Source organism: Streptomyces sp. NPDC054796 (genome assembly GCF_053611545.1).
In genome coordinates this window covers 1-20222 of sequence record NZ_JBSHAO010000053.1, presented here as the reverse complement: position 1 = coordinate 20222, position 20222 = coordinate 1, and the positions used below count along the sequence as shown (strand labels likewise).

Sequence of the window (20222 nt, the reverse complement as noted above, 5' to 3'; positions counted from 1 at the left end):
CGCCGCGATCACCCATGGCCGGCCGTCCCCGCGCCGACGGGGGCGCCCCAGCGGCCGATGGGCCAGCCGATCCAGTCGGCCCTTCCGATCACGCGGTCCAGCGGCACCGTGCCGCCTCCGGGCTCGCCGAGGTGGTCGCGGGAGTCGCTGGAATTGGCGCGGTGGTCCCCCATGACCCACAGACGGCCCTGCGGCACCTCGATGTCGAACGGCACGACCGATGGGTCGTCCCCGGAATGAAGGTAGTCCTCGTCCACCGGCTCACCGTTCACCTCGATCCTCCCCCGCTTGTCACAGCAGCGGACCCGGTCTCCGCCGACGCCGATCACGCGCTTGACATAGTCGGTCTCCGACGGCTTCAGCACGCCGACGGCCGCTCCCGCCTCGCGGAGCAGCCCGCTGACGGGGTTCTCGCCCGACCCCTCCTCCACGAACGAACCAGTGCCATCGAAGACCACAACGTCTCCGCGCTCCGGATCGTTGCCGAAGCGGTAGGCGAGTTTGTTGACGAGTACCCGGTCGCCGATTTTCAGCGTAGGCGTCATCGACGAGCTGGGAATCAGAAAAGGCTGCACCACGAAGGCGCTGACCAGCAAGAGGACCAACAGCAGCGCCGCCAGGGGTGTCCCATAGCGAACGGAGCGCGACCTGCGCCCCCGCCCCTCTTCACCGGGGCCGGAGGAGCGGTCGCGCTCCGCGTCGTCGTACTGCTGTGCGTCGGTGTTCATCGGGCCGAAAGCCTATCCGGCCACGGCCGGAACCCCGACAGCGAGATCGATCCGGGCTCCCCGCCGCCACCGCCCCGCCACAGAGTGGCCGAGGCGCTCGCGCGGGGAGTCCGCCGGGATCAGTTCTCGCGCTTCTCCTTGATCTTGGCGGCCTTGCCGCGCAGCTCACGCAGGTAGTAGAGCTTGGCGCGACGGACGTCACCGCGGGTCACGACCTCGATCTTCTCGACGATCGGGGTGTGCACCGGGAAGGTGCGCTCGACGCCGACGCCGAAGCTGACCTTGCGGACCGTGAAGGTCTCGCGCACGCCGCCGCCCTGGCGGCGGATGACGACGCCCTTGAACTGCTGCACACGCGAGCGGTTGCCCTCGATGACGCGCACGTGCACGTTGACCGTGTCGCCCGGGCGGAACTGCGGGACGTCGCTGCGCAGGGAGGCAGCGTCGACAGTGTCGAGAAGGTTGGCCATGACCGTCTGCTTTCCTCGCCGATGCCACAGGTCATCGACGGAATGATCGTGATGAGGATGGAGTGCCGCCACTCCGTGCGGGCGTCGGTCCCCCTGTGGCAGGGTCGCGCGCCGGATGTGAGGCAGCGGCCTATTCTTCCACGGCCCCGCCCGGCCGCCCAAATCGGCCGTCCGTTCGCCGCTCCCAGCCCAGCGCCTCAAGGGCCGCGCGGTCGTGCTTGTCCCACGCCTCAGGGCCGGTGCGCTCGATCAGGTCGGGGCGGTTGGCCGCCGTACGGGCGAGGGCCTGGTCCCTGCGCCAGCGGGCGATCCGGCCGTGGTGCCCGCTGACCAGCACCTCGGGGATCTCGTGGCCGCGCCACTCCGGGGGCTTCGTGTAGACGGGGCCCTCCAGGAGGTCCGCCATGGCGCCGGGCGCGAAGGAGTCGTCCCGGTGGGACTCGGCGTTCCCGAGCACCCCGGGCAGCAGGCGCGCGATGGCCTCCACCATGACGAGCACGGGTGCCTCGCCCCCGGCGAGCACGTAGTCGCCGATGGAGACCTCGCGCACGTCGAACCGGTCGCCGTAGTCCTCGATCACGCGGCGGTCGATGCCCTCGTAGCGCGCCGGTGTGAACACCAGCCAAGGCGCCCGGGACAGCTCGACCGCCAGCTCCTGGGTGAAGGGGCGGCCACTGGGCGTCGGGACGACCAGCACCGGAGGCTGCGCCTCCGGCCCGCCCGACGCGACGATCTCGTCCAGCGCCTCGCCCCACGGCTCGGGCTTCATCACCATGCCGGGACCGCCGCCGTACGGGGTGTCGTCGACGGTGTGGTGCTTGTCGTGCGTCCAGGCGCGCAGGTCGTGCACGCGAACGTCGAGCTGGCCCCTGGCCCTGGCCTTGCCGACGAGCGAGACGTTCAGCGGCTCCAGGTACTCCGGGAAGATCGTGACGACGTCGAGCCTCACCGGAACGCGCCCTCACCGGGCCCGCTGGACCCGTCGGACTCGCCGGTCCCGTCACGCTCGTCGGACCCATCAGACCCGTCAGGCTCCTCCAGGAGCCCCGGCGGCGGGTCGACGAGCGCGCGCTGCGCCTCCAGGTCGATCTCGGGGACGATCTCCGTGACGAAGGGGATCAGCACCTCGGCGCCGTCCTCCCCCTTGACCACGAGCAGGTCCTGCGCCGGCAGGTGCGCGATCTCCTGGATGCGGCCGAGCTCCCTGCCGTCGACCGTGACGACGTCGAGGTCGATGAGCTGGTGGTCGTAGAACTCCTCCGGGTCGTCCGGCGTCTCCTCCGGATCGACCTCGGCCACGAGCAGGGTGTTGCGCAGCGCTTCGGCGGCGGTGCGGTCCCGCACGCCCTCGAAGCGCAGCAGCAGGCGCCCGCTGTGGACACGGCCCGTCTCGATGGTGAGGGGGCCCGCGGAGGCGGGTTCCGTGGCGAGTACGGCGCCGGGGCCGAGCCTCAGCTCGGGCTCGTCCGTACGCACCTCCACGGTGACCTCGCCCTTGATCCCGTGGGCGCGGCCGATACGCGCGACGACTAGCTGCACTGTGCCTGTCCCTGCCTCTGTCCCTGTCGTTCCTTGCCCGGCCCGTTCCCGTACGTCGTCTCCGTCGCCCCCGCCGTCGTCCTCACCGGCTCCGCCTCCGCGCGCTGCCGGGGCGGGCGGGGGCGGCGAACGCGAACACGGGCCGGGGACGGCGAACTGCCGTCCCCGGCCCGTGCCGGTGCTGCGTTCTGCGGCTCAGCGGACCTGGTCCACGTCGACGAGATCGACGCGGACACCTCGTCCGCCGAGAGCACCCACGACCGTGCGCAGGGCGCGGGCTGTGCGGCCACTGCGGCCGATCACCTTGCCGAGGTCGTCGGGGTGGACCCTGACCTCCAGCACACGCCCGCGACGCAGGGTGCGGGAAGCGACCTGCACCTCGTCGGGGTGGTCGACGATGCCCTTCACCAGGTGCTCGAGGGCTTCCTCGAGCATCCTCAGGCCTCGGTCGACTCAGTGGTGGACTCGGCCTTCTCGGCCTCGTCCGCCTTCTTGTCGGCCTTCTTCGCCTTCGGGGTGATCGCCTCACCCTTCGGCTCGTCCGCCGACTCCTTGGCCGCGGCCTCGAAGAGGGCCTTCTTGTCGGCCTTGGGCTCGGCGACCTTCATCGGCGCGGGGGCGGGCAGACCCTTGAACTTCTGCCAGTCACCGGTGACCTTGAGGATGGCCGCGACCGGCTCGGTCGGCTGCGCGCCGACGCTCAGCCAGTACTGCACGCGCTCCGAGTCGACCTCGATGCGCGAGGGGTTCTGCACCGGGTGGTACAGGCCGATCTCCTCGATGGCCCGGCCGTCACGGCGGGTACGGGAGTCGGCGACGATGATGCGGTAGTGAGGCGCGCGGATCTTGCCCAGGCGCTTCAGCTTGATCTTGACTGCCACGGGTGTGGTGTCTCCTGGTCTTGACGTGGTTGGACACGGCGAGTTGCCACGTGGGGTTGTGGTACCCGAGTGTCCGATGGACGCGTCAGCCGGAGGAGAGAGGGGTCCTGTGCGGCTGTCGAGTACAGCCGCCCATCATGCCACACCTGGCCGTCCCGGCCGAACCCGGCTCCGTACCGTGAAGCGCGCACGGGGGACGCGCTCGGACAGAGCGGCGGGCGGGCCGGGGTGGGGGGCACCGGGACGGGCCGGGCTGAACCGAACCGGAAGGACCGAGGGGGCCGAGCGGACCGGACGGGCCGGGCCGGGCCGGACGGAGGCCGGGGCACGACGGCGCTCAGCCGACGGCCACCACCGCCTCGGCTGCGGCCTCGGGCACATCCGGGATGCGGAACGGCTTGCCGCACGCGCCGCACATGATCGGGGCCTGGGCCAGGACCGAGGGGACGACCCGGACATTACGGCCGCAGTCGCAGACCGCCTTGACGCGGACGCCGCCCCCGGAGGAGCCGTGGCGCGCGGCGGGGCCGCGGAAACTTCTGCCGGTGTCGGTCTCCGTCGCGACGCTGTACGCCTTCAGCGCGCGCTGAAGGCGCTCGATGGTCGGGCGATAGCGGCGCCTCGTCTCGGGCGTGAGTGCCACGAGCGAGAACCCGCTGCTGGGATGTGGCTCCTCGGGGTGATCCAGACCCAACTCCTCGGCGATCGCCAGGAAACGGCGATTGTGGTAGCGGCCCGCTCGCGAGGTGTCCCGGACGCCGCGTGCGGCGGCGATGCCGTGGACTGCCTCGTGCAGGAGCCGTTCGAAGGAGAGGCCGCCGCCACAGGCGGACGAGGACTCTCCGATCAGCGATTCGGGCGCGGCCAGATCCGGCAGCTCGGGATGGTGCCGTTGAATGTCGGCCCAGGCGGCTGCCAGCTCGGCGGCGAGAACTGGTGGTGTCGTGCTCACGTCGTGCCCAACGAGCCGGACTGCCCCAGTGTTCCGATTCCGGGGCATCCTAAATATTTTGCACGTACCAGTCAGTTCACGCTGATGGGTCTGGACGAGGGCGGGTGCGCAGAACTGAGGAGAAGCGGCACACCTGCCGCAAGCCGGGACGTACCGCCACTGGCTCCGCCGCCGTAGCGATCAGTACATGCCGGGCGGCGGATGTTTTCCACCGACCCGCGCGACGATATCCGCGCTCCCTGAGAAACGGACGGGCGGGGGGTGCTCCCGGTTCCCGTCCGGCCGTGGGACCGGCGGGCCGGGGGCCGGGGGTCGTCCACGCGGCCCGCGGGCGGGCTCCGGCGTCCGCCGTCTCGGGCGCCTCGCCCGATGGCCAGGGCGCACGCCATGAAAACGGCGTACGCGCCCTCGTGGAGGCGTACCGCGCGTACGCGCGCCTCCGCACGGATGAGCTGGCCGTTGCGTCCCTCCCGCCGGAGGAATTCCGGCGTACATCGGGGCTCCCCCGCGCACGCCACACGGAGCACCGCCTCCGCGCCCCGGCCGTCCGACGGCACGCGGCCTCCGGGTGCGCACCTCCAGGGCGAGGCGCCCTCCGCCCTTGAGGGCGGTACGGGTGGCTTTGGCATGGCGCGCTTCGTATGTCTGTGGGCACAGTAGAGACGAAACGCATTACCGCCGTGCGTCAGGGGCGCACACGAGGGGCGTGGAAGACATCCCGGCGCAACCCCTGGACGCACGGACAGATGCGCAGTTCCCTGACGTGTGGGGGCGGACTGCGCGAAAGCAGCGGGGGAACCACGGAGCGGCGACGATTCTTCGGCTGATTGGGGCGCGTTGCGATGACACCCACGCTCGTACACCAGCATCACCACCTGCCCCAGAGGGCCCGTGACTGGGCCGAGATCCAGGAACGGATGCTGGTACCGCTCTACGAGGCGGTGTACGAACGCCTGGAGGTCGGGCCCCACACCCGGCTGCTCGGTCTCGGCTGCGGGTCCGGGCTCGCGCTGCTGCTCGCGGCCTCCAGGGGCGCCTCCGTCGTCGGCGTGGAGTCCGACGAGGAACGGCTCGCCCTGGCGCGCGAGCGGCTGCTCCCCGAGGGGGGCGACTGGAGCGCCCGCCAGTGGGACGCGCGGCTCGTGACCGGTGAGGCCGACGATCCGCTGCCCCTGGGCGGCCCCGCGCCGACTCTGGTGACCGCCTTCGACGCGCTGCCCGAGGCCGTCGCGCTGGCCGGGACGACGGGCACTTTGGAGCGCGGCACTCCGGTCGTCCTCGCGGGCTGGGGGCCGCCCGAGCGGTGCGCGGCTGCTCCGGTGCTGCGGGTGGCGGCGCGGCTGGCCGAGCCCGCCGCGGGGTCATGGGAGCCGGGCGGCCGGGACGATCTGGAGGAGCTGGCGCTGCGCTCCGGGCTGCGGCTGGACGGGTCGGGGCGGGTGTCGTGCCCCTTCGGTTACGCGGACATGGACAGCGCGGTGCGCGGGCTCGTCTCGACGGGCCTCTACGACGCGGCGGTGGGTGCCACGGACGAGGAGCAGGTGCTCAAGGAGCTGACCGAGGCGCTGCACCCGCACCTCCGTCCCGACGGCACGGTGTGGATGCCGAATCTCTTCCGCTACGTGGTGGCCCGTACCGTGTAAGGCTGAGGCACTGGCCCCATGGGCTTGGGGCCCGCGCGGTGGCCGTGGCAAGGCTTCTGACCTGCGGGGACGCGGGCGCATCGGCATAAGGCGGCGTTGTCAGTATCCAGGATCCTGGTTACTATCCGGTCATGAGCAGCGGCGGAGACGAGCGCTTCCTGACGCGGAACGGACTGGCGGCACGTCAGCTCGCCGCGCTCCTGCTGACGTACGAGCCGGACACCCGTCTCCCGCGCCTGCGCGACTTCGCCACGGAGCTGAAGGTCGGCAACGGCACCGTCCAGGCCGGGCTCCAGTTGCTGGAGGAGGCGGGCGCCGTGGAGACCAGGGCGCGCGGCCACCTCGGTACCTATCTCGTACGGGCCGACCGGGCCATACTCTGGCGGCTCGCCGGGCTCGGCACCCTCCTCGCGGCGATGCCGCTCCCCTACTCGCACCGCTACGAGGGCCTGGCCACCGGGTTGCGCGCCGCCTTCGAGGGCGCGGGCGCGCCCTTCGCGATCACCTTCATGCGCGGCGCCTCGACACGTCTCGGCGCACTACTGGAGGGCAAGGTCGACCTCGTCGTCCTCTCCCGCTTCGCCGCCGACCGGCTCTGCGCCGAGCACCCCGTCGAACTGGTCACCGACCTGGGGCCCGCGACGTATGTGGGGGCGCACGGGCTGCTGCTGCGGCGCGGGGTCACGCAGGAGACGCCGGGGCTGCGGGTCGCGACGGACTCCTCGTCCGAGGACCTGCGCATGCTGGCCACCCGCGCCTTCGCTGGGCGCACGGACGTGGAGTGGGTCGAGACCTCGTACATGCAGTTGCGGGACCTGTTCGCGCGCGGCGAGGTGGACGCCACCGTGTGGAACCTCGACGAGGTGCGGGACCATCTCGGCCCGGACGTCGAGGTGCTGCCCCTGGGCGACGAGATCACCCGCGATCTGGCGCTGCGCAACTCCAGCGCCGCCGTCATCGGCAGGTCCGACGGGACGCGGGCGCTCGACGCCGTGCGGGAGTCGCTGGACTTCTCCGTCGTCACGGATCTCCAGGCCCAGGTCATGCGCGGCGACCGCGTCCCCCTCTACTGATCCCCCGCTGATCCGCCCCCGCCCCCCGCCCCCTGGGCGTGACCACCGCCACGCGAAACAAAGGGGCTCCCCCCTCTCCTCAATAACCAGAATCCTGATTACTGTGGGAGGAGAGCGCACGAGAAGGGCGCGCACGAAAGGAACACGCCATGGAGGACAAGCTGGCCCTGCGGATCCGGCTGTTCCGCGAGAGCGGGCAGGTCAGGCCCGAGGTCGCCGCCTTTGTCGCGGACGAGCTGGCGGCCCTGGACACCGAGGGGTTCGCCGTGTCCGAGGACACAGCGGGCATGCTCACGAGCCACCTGATGATGGCCCTGACCCGGCTGCTGGACGGCGAGCCCCTCGCGGAGTCGCCGGGCGACGCGCACATGGAAGCCGAGCTGGCCGAGCACCCCGAGGCCGTGGAGCGGGCCCGTTCCGTCGCGGCTCGCGCGCACGAGGCCCTGGGCGCGGCGCTCCCCGGCTCCGAGGTCGGCTTCCTGGCGATGCACCTGGCCGTGCTCGCGCAGCGCTCCCCCGCCACCTGAAGCCCCACCTCAGACGTAAGCCCCTCAGACCTAAGCCCCCTCAGACGTAAGGAAACCGCCATGACGAAGATCCTCACCGGCGGACTCGGCAAGGCCGAGGTCGCCGAGACCCTGCGGAAGCTGGACCTCCCGGGGCTGGAGACCGACGTCTCCAGCGACATGGACGCGGCGATGAAGCTGCGCGCGGGCCAGGCCGACTACTACCTGGGCACCTGCCACACCGGAGCGGGCGCCTCCCTCGGGCTGCTGCTGGGCCTCCTGGGCAGCGACGCCTGCCACACCTTCGGCCGCTCCGTCCCCACCGAGGACGAGGTCACCGCCCTCCTGGACGGCGGCAAGAAGGTCTTCGGCTTCGGCATCGACCAGCTCGCCGACACCACCCCCGTCATCGCCCGCGCCATCGCCGCGCGCACCGCCTGACCCACCGGGCGTCCGGGAACCAAGGAGCAGTCCCGTGAGCACCAGCACCATATTGGCCACCGCGGCGGACGGAGGCGGGCACAGCCTCGACTTCTCGCTCGCGCAGCAACTCACCGTCATCGTCCTGTGCGCGCTGACCGCGTTCATCTCGCACATGGCGCTCGCCGTCTTCAACGACGGTGTCCGCCCCTTCCTGCTCGACTTCATCCAGGGGCGCGGCACGCGCAGCGCCACCACCGCGGTGTCCTTCGGACTCTCGGCCGGGTTCATCTTCGGGCTGGGCGCGCCGATGGCGCTGTCCACCGGGGTGCTCAACCCCTGGCTCCTCTTCCTGCCGACCGACGTCCTCGGCCTGCTCTCGCCCAAGAAGTGGCTCGCTCCGCTCCTCGGCGGCGCGTGGGGCGCGGTGGTCGTCTTCGGGCTCGACGGGGCCAACGGCCTCGCGCACGACCTGCCCGTGGACTTCCTGACGGCCATGCAGGAGATGTCGACGCCGATCCTCTTCCTGTTCACGCTCTTCCCCGTGCTCGCCATCACCCGGCAGTTCGGGAAGGTGCGCGGCGCCGTCGCCGGAGTCGTCGAGCTGGCCCTGGTGCTCCTCACCATGAAGCTGTGGCCCGACATGTTCGCGGGCGCGCTGGCGATGGCCGTGGGCGTGCTGATGCTGATCGGCTTCGCGGTCGTCAAGGACGTGAAGCAGCGGCGGCTGGACCGGGCCGAACTGCTGCGGTCCGCCGCGCCCGGAGGCAGAGGGGGCGGTACGGGGGCCGAGGGCACGGCCGAAGCGGGCAGTACGGGAGACGCGGCCGGCACGGGCGGCACGGGGGCCTCCGTACCGGCCGAGGATCCGATGAACTCGCTGTTCAGCGCGAGCGCGGCCCGGCTGCGCCGCTATCTGCCGCTGTTCATGGTGCTCGGCGCCGGTGTCTGTCTGCTGGCCCAGATGCACGTCTTCGGCGGCGGCGAGGCCACCAGCTTCCTCATCGCCAAGGGCGACTACGCGGGCGCCGCACAGGTCGACTTCTACCGCGTGTTCGGCTTCGTGCCGCTCATCGCGACCACCGCGCTCGCCTCCGGCGCGTACGGCATCGCGGGCTTCACGCTCGTGTACCCGATCGGCTATCTGCTGCCGAACCCCTGGCTCGCGGTCGTCGTCGGCGCGCTGGTCTTCGCCGTCGAGGTGCTGGCCCTGTCGTACATCGGCAAGGTGCTCGGCAAGCTGCCCTCCGTGCGCGACTCGTCCGAGCATCTGCGCAGCGCGATCAGCGAGACGCTCCAACTGGCCATCCTCTTCGGCTCGCTGATGGCCGCGAACACCATGGGCGGCGGGCTCGGCATCCTCATCGTCGGCGGGCTGTACCTGCTGAACGAGGCCATGGGCAGGGTCGTCGTCCGGATGGCGGCGGCTCCGGCGGCCGTGCTCGTCGGCGGCGTCCTCCTCAACCTCCTCTACTGGCTGGACCTGTTCACGCCGGTCAAGGGCTGACCGGCGCGGCACGGCACGGCCCACAACGCCCCCGCCCGGCCCCGAACACCCTTCGCACCACTCGCACCACCGGCACGCCCGGGAAGGCAGTACCCCCCCATGAACCACTCACCCGGAACCCGAGACCCCGCCCACACCCACGCCCCCGCGCCCCCTCCGGAGCTGCGCACCGTGACGGGCCCGCTCGCGACGGACCTCGTCCAGGGACCCGTACTCGCCCACGAGCACCTCGCCCTCGACCTCACCCGCGACACCGACCCGCACGCCCTCCTCGATCCGCGCCGCCACGGCGCCGCCGTCACCAGCGAGCTGGCCGCGCTGCGCGAGACGTACGCGCTCTCCCTCGTCGTCGAGCTGACCTGCCGCGGCATGGGCCGCGACCCCCGCGCGCTGGCCGGGATCGCGGAGGAGTCGGGCGTCGCCGTGGTCGCGGCGACGGGCTGGTACTACGAGTCGTTCCACCCGCCCGAGGTCGCGGACACCGACACGGGGGCGCTGGCCGACCTCCTCGTACGGGACATCACGCACGGGCTCGACGGCACCGGCGTCCTCCCCGGGGTCATCGGCGAGGTCGGCAGCCACGGCGAGGCGCCCAGCGGGCCCGAGAGGCGCACCCTGGCCGCCTCGGCCCGCGCGGCCGTCGAGACCGGACTGTCGCTGACGACCCACGCGCAGTTGGGCAGGGGCGGCCTCGCCCAACTGGAGCTGCTGACCGGGGAGGGGTTGGCGCCGCACCGCGTGTGCGTCGGGCACCAGGACCTCCTGGACGACAGCGCCGTGCACAAGGAGCTGGCCTCCCGGGGCGCCTACCTCGCCTTCGACACCGTCGGCAAGGAGGGCTACCAGAGCGACGGGACCCGGCTGCGGCTGCTCCTCGCGCTACTGGAGGCCGGGTACGCCGACCACGTGCTGCTGAGCTGCGACATCTCCCGGCACGGCTATCTGCGCGCGGAGGGCGGCCAGGGCTACGGGCACCTGTTCCGCTCGTTCCTGCCGCGCCTGCGCGAGGCGGGGGCCGACGAGGACCTGATCGACCTGCTGGCCCGCCGCAACGCCCTGCGGTTCCTGACCGGCACGACCGGCACGACGGCGGAGGCGACGGCTTGCGCGACAGCCGACGCGACGGCGGAGGAGAGCTGAGATGGCGCACGACGATGCCCCCCGTACGGGCGAGCGCGCAAGGCAGGACACGCCCTCCCTGCCGCCCACCCACCCGCTGCCGACCGTCCCCCTGGAGGACGCCGTCTCCCGCCAGTTCCGGCTGCTGGAGTGCACGGCGCGGCACTTCGAGGGGCAGCAGCTCTTCGAGGCCGACGCGGGCGTCGTGCCGGGGCTGGGCCGCCCCCGTACGACAGCCCGCGTGGAGGCCGTGCTCGCCGACTTCTTCGGCGCCCAGGACGCGGCCCTCGTGCAGGGCGCGGGCACCGGTGCGATCCGGGCCGCGCTGGCCGCCGTGCTCGGCCCCGGCGAGCCCCTGCTGATCCACGACGCGCCCGTCTACCGGACCACGGAGGTGACGCTGCGCGGCCTGGGCGTCGAGACCGCGACGGCGGACTTCAACGACCCGGCGGAGCTGCGCGCCGCGCTCGCCTCGGGACGGTTCCGGTACGCCTACGTCCAGCACACGCGGCAGCGCCTCGCGGACTCCTACGCCCCCGGGGAGGTACTGGCCGCCTGCCGGGAGTCGGGCGTGCGGACGGTCGTGGACGACAACTACGCGGCGCTGCGCGTCCCGGAGTGCGGCGTCGAACTCGGCGCCGACGCCTCCTGCTTCTCCCTGTTCAAGCTGCACGGGCCCGAGGGCGTCGGCCTGGTCGTCGGCGCGGCGGACATCGTCGGACGGGTGCGCGCCGACAACTACTCAGGCGGCGGGCAGGTCCAGGGCCACCAGGCGCTGGACGCGCTGCGCGCCCTCACCCACGTACCGGTGCTGTGGTCCTTGCAGTCGCGGGCCGGGGCCGAGGCCGCCGAGCGGCTGGCCGCCGGCGAGGTGCCCGGAGTCGCCGAGGTGCGGCTCGCCAACGCGCAGGACCGCTGCCTGCTCGTACGCCTGGACCGGCCGCTCGCGCGCGAGGTGCCCGACGCGGCGGCACGGCACGGGGCCGCGCCGTACCCGGTGGGCTCCAACTCGCGCTACGAGGTGGCGCCGCTCTTCTACCGCATGTCCAGCTCGGCCCTGGACGACCGCCCGGAACTGGCCGACTGGACCGTCCGGATCAACCCCATGCGGGCCGGTGCGGACCTCGTCCTGGACATCCTGCGACGGGCGCTGCGCGACGTGTACGCGGCACACCCGCTGCCCCATCCACCGCCCGGTACGGACGCGGCCCCGCAGACGCCACAACCCCCGCAGACCCCAGACGTCCCGGAGGACTGACCGTGTTCCTCGACACCGTCCTCACCCGCAACCCCGAACTGGTCACCACGGCGGCGGCCCTGCACGACGCGGGCACGATCCCGCCCGACACCTACGTGGTGGACCGCGACGCCGTGGAGGCCAATGCTGCGCTCCTCGCCGCCGAGGCCGAACGGCTCGGGCTCTCCCTCTGGTTCGTCGTCAAACAGCTCGGCCGCAACCCCGAGCTGATCCGGGCCATCGCCCGCCATCTGCCCCGCTTCGCCGCCATCGACCTCCCCGAGGCCAGGGTGCTGCGCGCGGCGGGCGCGGCGCCCGGCAACCTCGGCCACCTGGTGCAGCTCCCCCGGCGCGCCCTGGACGAGGCGCTGTCCTGGCATCCGGAGGCGGTCACGGTCTTCGACGCGGACAACGCCCGCGCCGTCTCGGCCGCCGCCCTGCGCCTCGGCCGCGTCCAGGACGTCCTCGTACGCCTGGAGGGCGCGCCCGGCTCCGTCTACCCGGGCCAGGAGGGCGGGGTGTCGCTGGAGGGGCTCGACGCGTTCGTGGACGAGGCCGAGCGCATGGCGGGCATCCGCGTCGCGGGCGTCACCGCGTTCCCCTGCCTGCTGTGCGACCCCGCCACGGGGGCGCCGCGCCCCACCCCCAACCTCGGCCTGCTGACGAAGGCCCGCGAGGTCCTGGAGGGCAGGGGCCACACCGGGCTGACGGTGAGCGCGCCGAGCGCCACGTCGGCGGCGAGCCTCCCCCTCCTCGCCGCAGCGGGCGCCACGCACGGCGAGCCGGGGCATGCGCTGACCGGCACCACCCCGCTGCACGCGCGGGATCCGCACCAGCCGGAGAAGCCCGCTTACGTGTACGTCAGCGAGGTCGCGCACACACTCGCCGACGGACGGCCCGCGCTCCACGGGGGCGGGTTCTATCCGCGCGGCGGGGTCAAGGAGGCGCTGCTGCACCGCTCGGGCCTTCGTCTGCCCGTGCAGGACGCGCCCGCCGAGAACATCGACTACTACCGGCTGCTGGACGCGCCCCCGCCTGGCGCCGACGTCCGGCACGGCGACACGGCCGTGCTCGCCTTCCGCACCCAGATGTTCGTGACCCGCAGCAACGTCGCCGTCGTCGCCGGGCTGTCCTCGGGCAGCCCGGAGCTGACGGGGCTCTACGACCCGCTCGGGCGGCCCTACTGACCCCGCTGCCCCCGCCACACACCACCGCACCACCGCACCACCGCACCACCGCACCACCGCATCACGAACGGGGACCGCACCAGGAGATGAGCGAGACATGAGCAGCAGGACCGTCATCGTCGTCGTGGACGGCCTCGGCGTCGGCGCGATGCCCGACGCGGGCGTGCTGCGCGCGGGCGACCGCCGCGCCGACACCCTCGGCCACGTCCTCGACCACTGCCGCGAGGCGAACGGCACCCCCCTGCGCCTGCCGTCACTCGGCGCGCTCGGCCTCGGCCTGGTCCACCCGCACCCCGGCCTCGCCGACCGCACGGCGCTCCCCGTAGCGGCGGGCAGGGCGGCGCTCGGCTACCCGGGCGCCGACACCTACGCGGGCCACCAGACGATGATGGGCGCCGACTTCAGCGAGGTGACCGTCGCACGGCTCGGCGCGCACCTGGACGAGGTGACGGGCGCCCTCAAGGAGGCGGGGCACACCGTCGAGCCCCTGGCGGGCAGGCCGCTGCTGGTGGTCGACGGGCACGTCCTCGTCCACGACAACCTGGAGGCCGACCCCGGCATCAACTGGAACGCCTCCGGACGGCTGGAGGACCTGCCCTTCGCGGGGATCCTCGCCATCGCGCGCACGGTGCGCGAGGTCGCACCGGTCGCGCGGGTGATCGCGGTCGGCGGGCACGCGGACCGGCCGCTGGCCGACTCCGTGCGCGCGGGCGACGGCGGAACCGTCGGCCTGGACACCCCGGCGAGCGGCTTCTACCGCAACGGCGGCCTCCAGGTGCGCCACCTGGGCGCCCCGCTCGACCACACCCGCCAGCTCCCCGAGCTGGCGGCACGCGCCGGTATCCCGGTGACGCTGGTGGGCAAGGCCGCCGACATCCTCGCGTGCGAGGCCGCCGCGCGCCGCCCCGCCGTGCCCACGGCCGAGGTGCTGGCGCACACCCTGGACGCCGTACGGGCCACGGAGCGGGGCGGGGACGCGCTCGTCGTCGCCAACGTCCAGGAGTCGGACCTCGCGGGGCACCAGCAGGACGGAGTCGGTTACGGGGCCGTGCTGGAGCGGGTCGACGAGGGGCTCGGGGCGCTGACGGAGCTGCTGGACGCGCCGGGCGACCGGCTGATCGTCACCGGGGACCACGGCAACGACCCGACGGTCGGGCACGCCTTCCACACCCGTGAGTACGTGCCCGTCCTCGTCCACAGGCCGGGCGCCGCCGGGCTCGAACTCCTCCCCGACGCGGGCAGCCTCGCCGACGTCGGCGCCACCGCGGCGCGCGCCCTCGGCCTCGACCCGTCGGGCCTGGCGAACGGCGCACCGCTGCGCGCCTGACGTCGGCGGGGCGGGCCGTGCTCAGAGGGCCCCCACCGGGTCAGCCCAGGCCCGGCCATTCCTCGGCCGTCAGCGCGAAGCGCTCGTGGTCGCGCCAGGCGTCGTTGAGGTAGAGCATCCGGGGTGAGAAGCCCTCGTGCCGGAAGCCGAGCCGCTTCGCCATGGCGAGGGAGCGCGCGTTCTCGGGCTGGACGTTGATCTCCAGACGGTGCAGCCCGAGCCCGTCGGGGCCGCCGCTGAAGCAGCGGTCGACGATCAGGCGCAGCCCCTCCGTCATCCGGCCCGTGCCCGCGTAGGGCACATAACTGTCGTAGCCCAGCGCGCCGTTGCGGAAGCGGGCCCGCACGATGTTCGCGACGTTGACCCGCCCGACCAGACCGTCGTCCTCCTGGTCGAAGACCATGAACGTGCGCAGTGTGGGGCCCTGGCGCCGCAGGAGGTCGGGGAAGCCGTCGGGCTCGACCGGGTTCCACGGGCTGAGGTGGTCGGCGGAGCGGACGACCGCCTCACTGTACTGACGCTCGTCGGAAGGCCGCGGAGGGCGGATGTATACGCGCATGGACGACATCATCCGCCTTCGGGCCGCGAGACTCATCCCGCACCCCGTCGCGCCGCCGCCGCGCGCCAACGGGGCGCCCGCGACGGCCCTTTCGGGCCCGGAGGCGCCCCGTTGACATGCTGACGTGCGACAGGGCGATGTCCTGGAGAACGTCCTACTTCGGGGGCAGGATGTCCCTGAACTCCTTGGGCAGTTCGAAGTCGCCCGCGTCCTGGCCCGCGCCCGGCAGCCCGAAGGCGTTGCCGCCCTGCCCCTGCCCCTGTGCGGGTCCCGCGGCCTTGCGGTCCGCCGCGGCCTGCTCCTCCTGCTTGCGCTTCATCGGGTTGCCCGACTGGCGCTTGCCCTTGGCCTTCTTCTGCTGCTTGCCCTTCTTCTTGCCGCCGCCCATGCCGGGCATCCCCGGCATTCCGGGCATGCCGCCACCCTGCGCCATCTTGGACATCATCTTGCGGGCCTCGAAGAAGCGCTCCACGAGGCTCTTGACCGCGCTGACGTCCACACCGGAACCGCGGGCGATACGGGCGCGGCGCGAGCCGTTGATGATCGTGGGCTCGGCGCGCTCACCGGGGGTCATCGACTTGATGATCGCGGCCGTGCGGTCCACGTCACGCTCGTCGAGATTGTTGATCTGGTCCTTCATCTCGCCCATGCCCGGCATCATGCCGAGCAGCTTGGAGAGCGAGCCCATCTTGCGGACCTGCTCCATCTGCGCGAGGAAGTCGTCGAGCGTGAACTCCTTCGGGCCCTTCGCCAGCTTGGCCGCCATCTTCTCGGCCTCTTGCTGGCTGAAGGTCTGCTCGGCCTTCTCGATGAGCGTGAGCATGTCGCCCATGCCGAGGATGCGGGACGCCATGCGGTCCGGGTGGAACGCGTCGAAGTCGTCCAGCTTCTCGCCGTTGGAGGCGAACATGATCTGCTTGCCGGTCACCTGCGCGACCGACAGCGCGGCGCCGCCTCGCGCGTCGCCGTCGAGCTTGGAGAGGACGACGCCGTCGAACCCGACGCCGTCGCGGAACGCCTCGGCCGTGGTGACCGCGTCCTGGCCGATCATCGCGTCCACGACGAAGAGGACCTCGTCAGGGCTGACCGCGTCGCGGATGTCGGCGGCCTGCCGCATCAGCTCCTGGTCGATGCCCAGGCGGCCCGCGGTGTCGACGATGACCACGTCGTGCTGCTTGTCGCGGGCGTGGACGACGGAGTCCTCGGCGACCTTCACCGGGTCCCCGACGCCGTTGCCCGGCTCCGGCGCGTAGACGGCCACGCCCGCGCGCTCGGCGACGACCGAGAGCTGGTTGACCGCGTTCGGGCGCTGGAGGTCACAGGCCACGAGCAGGGGCGTGTGGCCCTGCTGCTTCAGCCAGAGGCCGAGCTTGCCCGCGAGGGTGGTCTTACCGGCGCCCTGGAGGCCCGCGAGCATGATGACGGTCGGCGGGTTCTTGGCGAAGCGCAGCCGCCGGGTCTCGCCGCCGAGGATGCTGACGAGCTCCTCGTTGACGATCTTGATGACCTGCTGCGCGGGGTTCAGCGCCTGGGAGACCTCGGCGCCGAGCGCGCGTTCCTTGACCTGCTTGATGAAGGCCCGGACGACGGGCAGGGCGACGTCCGCCTCCAGCAGGGCGATACGGATCTCGCGCGCCGTGGCGTCGATGTCCGCCTCGGACAGGCGGCCCTTGCCCCGGAGGTTCTTGAAGGTCGCTGCGAGGCGATCGGAGAGAGTGTCGAACACGGCGGTCGCGGATCCTTCGCGTCTGGGTTCAAGTCGGCGGTCGACCCCCAAGGGTATCCGCCCTCGGGGACACCGGTCAGGTGCGGTCCGGCCGGTCCCCGCGCCAACCGGACATTACGGGCTTCCGTATGCTCGCGCGCCCGTGTTCCGGGGGCCGCCTTCCGGCCCCGCCGCACGTCAGCCGTTCAGCACCCTGGCGAGGAACTCGTCGAGATTGACCGCGAGCCGCTCCAGTTGCTCGTCGAGCGTCAGCCGCCCGTGGTAGCGCTTGACGAGCAGGGACTGCTTCTTGCCCCTGACGTAGAGCGGGCAGGCGAGATCGGCGCACACGTACGCGCCGACGGTGTTCCCCTCCCGGCCCGCCGGCCCCGCGAGCCGGGCCGCCAGCAGCGCGACGCCCGTGCCCGCGTGCGCGGTCTCGCACAAGGAGCAGACGTTGGTCTTGGTGAGGCTGCGCCGCACACCCCTCGGAGCACGCAGCGTGACGCCCAGCGGCCCCTCCTCGCGGGGCACGACGAGATAGCCGCGGTCCGGGGCTCCGGGGTCGCGCCAGCCGAGGAAGTCCAGCTCCGGCCAGGGCAGCTCGGCCAGCCCCGCGGGGAGGCTCAGCCTGCGCGCTTCCCCCTTGGAGCAGTTCACGAAGGAGGCGCGGATGTCACTTTCGCTGAGCGGGTCCATGGCACGGGAAACTAACAACGGAGGGAAAGCCACGTCATACGGTTTTTCCGCGCCCCCGCCCTCCGCGCGCCTCTCACCACCGCACCCCGTCACCGACCGTCAGCGCAGCGCCGTCTCCAGGTCGCGGGCCAGGGCCGCCGCCTCCGCCGGGGGCAGCGGGGCCGCTTCGGGACCCGTCACGTAGAAGGCGTCGACGGCGTTGGCGCCGAGCGTGCTGACGTGCGCGCTGCGCACCATCACGCCCGCGCCCTCCAGCGCGCGCCCGATGCGGTGCAGCAGTCCGGGCGCGTCCTGCGCCCGTACCTCGATGACGGTCGCGAGCTGCGAGCTTCCCGGCGCCACCGTCACCCGGGGCGGCGGCGGGGGCGTGCCACGGCGGCGCGGCCTGCGGTAGGCGGCCTCCCGCTCGGCGAGCCGCGCGGGGATGTCCAGGGTGCCGTCCAGCGCCCGTACGAGGTCGGCCCGCAGCCGCGCCGCCTGCGGCAGCGAGCCGTACTCCGCCGCGACCCGCCACGTCAGCAGCAGCACGGATCCGCCCGCGCGGTCCGCGCTCCCCGGGGCCGCCTCCGACGCGACCTCGTCGGGCAGCGGCAGCACCCGCAGATCGGCCGCGCGCACGGTCAGCCGGTGCAGCGCGAGCACCCCCGCCACGCCCGGCAGCACTCCGGACTGGTCCGGCAGGGCGATCAGCAGCTCGACGCCCACGGGTTCCGCGCCGCCCTCCCCCGCTCCCGTTCCGTCCGTTTCCGCGTCCGCCGACGGCGCCTCGGCGCGTGCGTGCAGCGCCAGCACGGGCCCCTGCGTGCGCCATGCCTCGACGGCGAGGCGCTCGGCCTCCGCCGTCGGCACGAAGGGCTCGCTCTGCTCCTCGGGGCTCTCCCCCGCGAAGACGGCGGCGACGCGCTTGACCAGGTCGGCCACCAGCGCCCCGCGCCACGCCGACCAGGCCGCGGGCCCCGTCGCGAGCGCGTCGGCCTCGGTCAGCGCGTGCAGCAGCTCCAGTGTGTCCGCGCTGCCGACGAGATCGGCGACGGAGCGCACCGTCTCCGGGTCGTCCAGATCGCGGCGGGTCGCCGTCTCGATGAGCAGGAGGTGGTGCCGCACGAGGACGGCCAGGACCTCGATGTCGGGCTCGTCGAAGCCGATGCGCGCCGCCATGTCCCGCGCGATGGTCTCCCCTGCCACGGAGTGGTCCCCCGGCCAGCCCTTGCCGATGTCGTGGAGCAGCGCGCCGACGAGCAGCAGGTCGGGGCGGTGCACGCGCCGCGTGAGGGCCGAGGCGCGGACGGCCGCCTCGACCAGGTGCCGGTCGACGGTCCAGCGGTGCACGGGGTTGCGCTGCGGACGGCAGCGCACCCGCTCCCAGTCGGGCAGCAGCCCCGTGATCAGGCCCTCCGCCTCCAGCGCCTCCCACACGGGCACCGTGGCCTCGCCGGCGCCGAGCAGCCTCACGAACTCGTCCCGCGCCTCGGCCGGCCACGGCACGGGCAGCGGCTTCACCGGGGCGCCGGGCCCCGTGCCCGCGCCCGTCGTCCCCGTAGCGCGCGCCATGCGCCGCACCGAGGGCAGCGAGAGCGGCAGCCCGGCCTGGGCCGCCGCGGCGGCGGCACGCAGGGGCAGCACGGGGTCGCGGTCGGGCCGCGCCGTACGGGCGAGCGCGACCTCGCCCTCGTGCTCGACGACCCCCTCGGCCAGCGGCGTCCGCTCCTGCGTGGCGGCGGGCCCCCGGCCGCCGCCCAGCAGCCCCCGCAGCCGGGCCCGCCCGGACCGCGCGGCGAGCACGCGGCCGACCTCGCGCCAGGTGACGTCGGAGGCGTAGGAGAGGGTGCGCGCCGACTCGTAGACGTGCCGCAGCAGTACGTCGGCGTCCAGCAGCCCGAGCGCCGCCGCGACCTGGTCCTGGTCCTGGAGCGCGAGCCGGTCGGTGGCCCGCCCGGTGGCCAGGTGGAGCGCGTCGCGCACGTCGAGCAGCGCCCCGCGCGCCGCCTCCAGGCCCTCGCGCGGCGCGTCGGCGAGCCAGGAGGCGGCGACGGCGCGCAGCGCCGTGGCGTCCCTGAGCCCGCCGCGCGCCTCCTTGAGGTCGGGTTCCAGGAGGAACTGGAGCTCGCCGTGCCGCTCGGCCCGCTCGGCGGCCATCTCGTGGAGTTCGGGCAGCCGCTTGGGCGCCTGGGCACGCCACTGCGCGAGCACCCCGGTACGCAGGTCGGCCGTGAGTGCCGCGTCGCCCGCTACATGCCGCGCGTCCAGCAGCCCGAGCTGCACCTTGAGGTCGTCCTCGGCGGTCTTACGGGCCTCGGCCGTGGTGCGTACGGAGTGGTCGAGGGCGAGGCCGAGGTCCCAGACGGGGTACCAGACGCGGTCGGCGATCTCCGCGATCTCACCCGGTCCGGTACGCCCGTCGTGGAGCAGCAGCACGTCCAGATCGCTGCGGGGCGACAGTTCGCCGCGCCCGTAGCCGCCGACCGCGACGAGCGCGACGCCGTCGCGCGGGGTGCCGAGCAGCCCGGCCAGCCACTCGTCCGTGAGCCGTGCCAGCTCCGCACGGCGCGGCGGCCCGGTCCGCGTCTCCTCCTGGAGGGGGCGCCGGCGGGGCCCCCCCAAAACCCCCCGGGGGGGGGGGGGCCCCCCGGGGGGCACATACCGGTTGTGGGGGAAGTGGGGGGCCCCACA

General features: G+C 73.3%; 20 protein-coding genes. 9 read left to right on the top strand and 11 right to left on the bottom strand.

The annotated features are described in order from the left end of the window. Positions 1-8: 8 nt before the first annotated feature. The 7 genes from lepB to ACWGJ2_RS32140 form a co-directional block, all read right to left on the bottom strand. Complete coding sequence (gene lepB, locus ACWGJ2_RS32170) at positions 9-728, bottom strand: signal peptidase I (RefSeq protein WP_453349833.1); 720 nt, start codon at positions 726-728, stop codon at positions 9-11. A gap of 119 nt (positions 729-847) precedes the next feature. Next, positions 848-1198, bottom strand: a complete 351-nt coding sequence (gene rplS, locus ACWGJ2_RS32165) for a 50S ribosomal protein L19 (RefSeq protein ID WP_453349832.1) — start codon at positions 1196-1198, stop codon at positions 848-850. A gap of 130 nt (positions 1199-1328) precedes the next feature. Next, positions 1329-2147, bottom strand: coding sequence for a tRNA (guanosine(37)-N1)-methyltransferase TrmD (gene trmD / locus ACWGJ2_RS32160; protein ID WP_453349831.1), 819 nt, complete (start codon positions 2145-2147; stop codon positions 1329-1331). Further along, entirely contained in the window at positions 2144-2737 is a 594-nt protein-coding gene (gene rimM, locus ACWGJ2_RS32155; RefSeq protein ID WP_453349830.1) for a ribosome maturation factor RimM, read from the bottom strand. The genes trmD and rimM overlap by 4 nt, the downstream gene beginning before the upstream one ends. A 195-nt stretch (positions 2738-2932) precedes the next feature. After that, entirely contained in the window at positions 2933-3172 is a 240-nt protein-coding gene (locus ACWGJ2_RS32150) for an RNA-binding protein (RefSeq protein ID WP_453349829.1), read from the bottom strand. Positions 3173-3174: 2 nt separating this feature from the next. Beyond that, positions 3175-3618, bottom strand: a complete 444-nt coding sequence (gene rpsP, locus ACWGJ2_RS32145; RefSeq protein WP_453349828.1) for a 30S ribosomal protein S16 — start codon at positions 3616-3618, stop codon at positions 3175-3177. A gap of 337 nt (positions 3619-3955) precedes the next feature. Then, a complete protein-coding gene (locus ACWGJ2_RS32140) occupies positions 3956-4618 on the bottom strand; it encodes a hypothetical protein (RefSeq protein ID WP_453349827.1) in 663 nt (220 codons plus the stop codon). Between the two features lie 794 nt (positions 4619-5412). On the opposite strand from ACWGJ2_RS32140, the gene ACWGJ2_RS32135 reads away from it, so the two are divergent. The 9 genes from ACWGJ2_RS32135 (at position 5413) to ACWGJ2_RS32095 (ending at position 14589) form a co-directional block, all read left to right on the top strand. Then, positions 5413-6213, top strand: a complete 801-nt coding sequence (locus ACWGJ2_RS32135) for a methyltransferase domain-containing protein (RefSeq protein WP_453349826.1) — start codon at positions 5413-5415, stop codon at positions 6211-6213. A gap of 131 nt (positions 6214-6344) precedes the next feature. Then, the gene (gene yhfZ / locus ACWGJ2_RS32130) at positions 6345-7286 is read left to right on the top strand and encodes a GntR family transcriptional regulator YhfZ (protein WP_453349825.1); all 942 of its coding nucleotides are present in this window, start codon (positions 6345-6347) and stop codon (positions 7284-7286) included. 149 nt (positions 7287-7435) lie between these two features. Continuing rightward, the gene (locus ACWGJ2_RS32125) at positions 7436-7813 is read left to right on the top strand and encodes a PRD domain-containing protein (RefSeq protein WP_453349824.1); all 378 of its coding nucleotides are present in this window, start codon (positions 7436-7438) and stop codon (positions 7811-7813) included. Positions 7814-7873: 60 nt separating this feature from the next. Then, on the top strand, positions 7874-8233 hold the full coding sequence (locus ACWGJ2_RS32120) for a DUF2620 family protein (protein ID WP_453349823.1): 360 nt from the start codon (positions 7874-7876) through the stop codon (positions 8231-8233). A 34-nt stretch (positions 8234-8267) separates the two neighbouring features. After that, complete coding sequence (locus ACWGJ2_RS32115) at positions 8268-9719, top strand: YhfT family protein (protein ID WP_453349822.1); 1452 nt, start codon at positions 8268-8270, stop codon at positions 9717-9719. Between the two features lie 99 nt (positions 9720-9818). Further along, positions 9819-10859 carry a phosphotriesterase family protein gene (locus ACWGJ2_RS32110; protein WP_453349821.1) on the top strand — a complete coding sequence of 347 codons (1041 nt, stop codon included), beginning with the start codon at positions 9819-9821 and terminating at the stop codon, positions 10857-10859. 1 nt (position 10860) lies between these two features. Next, a complete protein-coding gene (locus ACWGJ2_RS32105; protein ID WP_453349820.1) occupies positions 10861-12096 on the top strand; it encodes an aminotransferase class V-fold PLP-dependent enzyme in 1236 nt (411 codons plus the stop codon). Positions 12097-12098: 2 nt separating this feature from the next. Next, positions 12099-13262: an alanine racemase gene (locus ACWGJ2_RS32100; protein ID WP_453349819.1), complete on the top strand. Its 1164-nt coding sequence runs from the start codon at positions 12099-12101 to the stop codon at positions 13260-13262. Between the two features lie 97 nt (positions 13263-13359). Then, on the top strand, positions 13360-14589 hold the full coding sequence (locus tag ACWGJ2_RS32095) for a phosphopentomutase (RefSeq protein WP_453349818.1): 1230 nt from the start codon (positions 13360-13362) through the stop codon (positions 14587-14589). A 40-nt stretch (positions 14590-14629) separates the two neighbouring features. Here ACWGJ2_RS32095 and ACWGJ2_RS32090 read toward each other — a convergent pair whose 3' ends face one another. From ACWGJ2_RS32090 to ACWGJ2_RS32075, 4 genes are all read right to left on the bottom strand, one after another. Beyond that, positions 14630-15148 (bottom strand): GNAT family N-acetyltransferase, encoded by a 519-nt coding sequence (locus ACWGJ2_RS32090; RefSeq protein WP_453349817.1) that lies wholly within the window; start codon positions 15146-15148, stop codon positions 14630-14632. Between the two features lie 154 nt (positions 15149-15302). Then, positions 15303-16874 carry a signal recognition particle protein gene (gene ffh, locus ACWGJ2_RS32085; RefSeq protein WP_453349816.1) on the bottom strand — a complete coding sequence of 524 codons (1572 nt, stop codon included), beginning with the start codon at positions 16872-16874 and terminating at the stop codon, positions 15303-15305. A gap of 177 nt (positions 16875-17051) precedes the next feature. Next, a complete protein-coding gene (locus tag ACWGJ2_RS32080; protein ID WP_453349815.1) occupies positions 17052-17552 on the bottom strand; it encodes an FBP domain-containing protein in 501 nt (166 codons plus the stop codon). Between the two features lie 99 nt (positions 17553-17651). Further along, positions 17652-20153, bottom strand: a complete 2502-nt coding sequence (locus ACWGJ2_RS32075) for a [protein-PII] uridylyltransferase (RefSeq protein WP_453349814.1) — start codon at positions 20151-20153, stop codon at positions 17652-17654. Between the last annotated feature and the right edge of the window lie 69 nt (positions 20154-20222).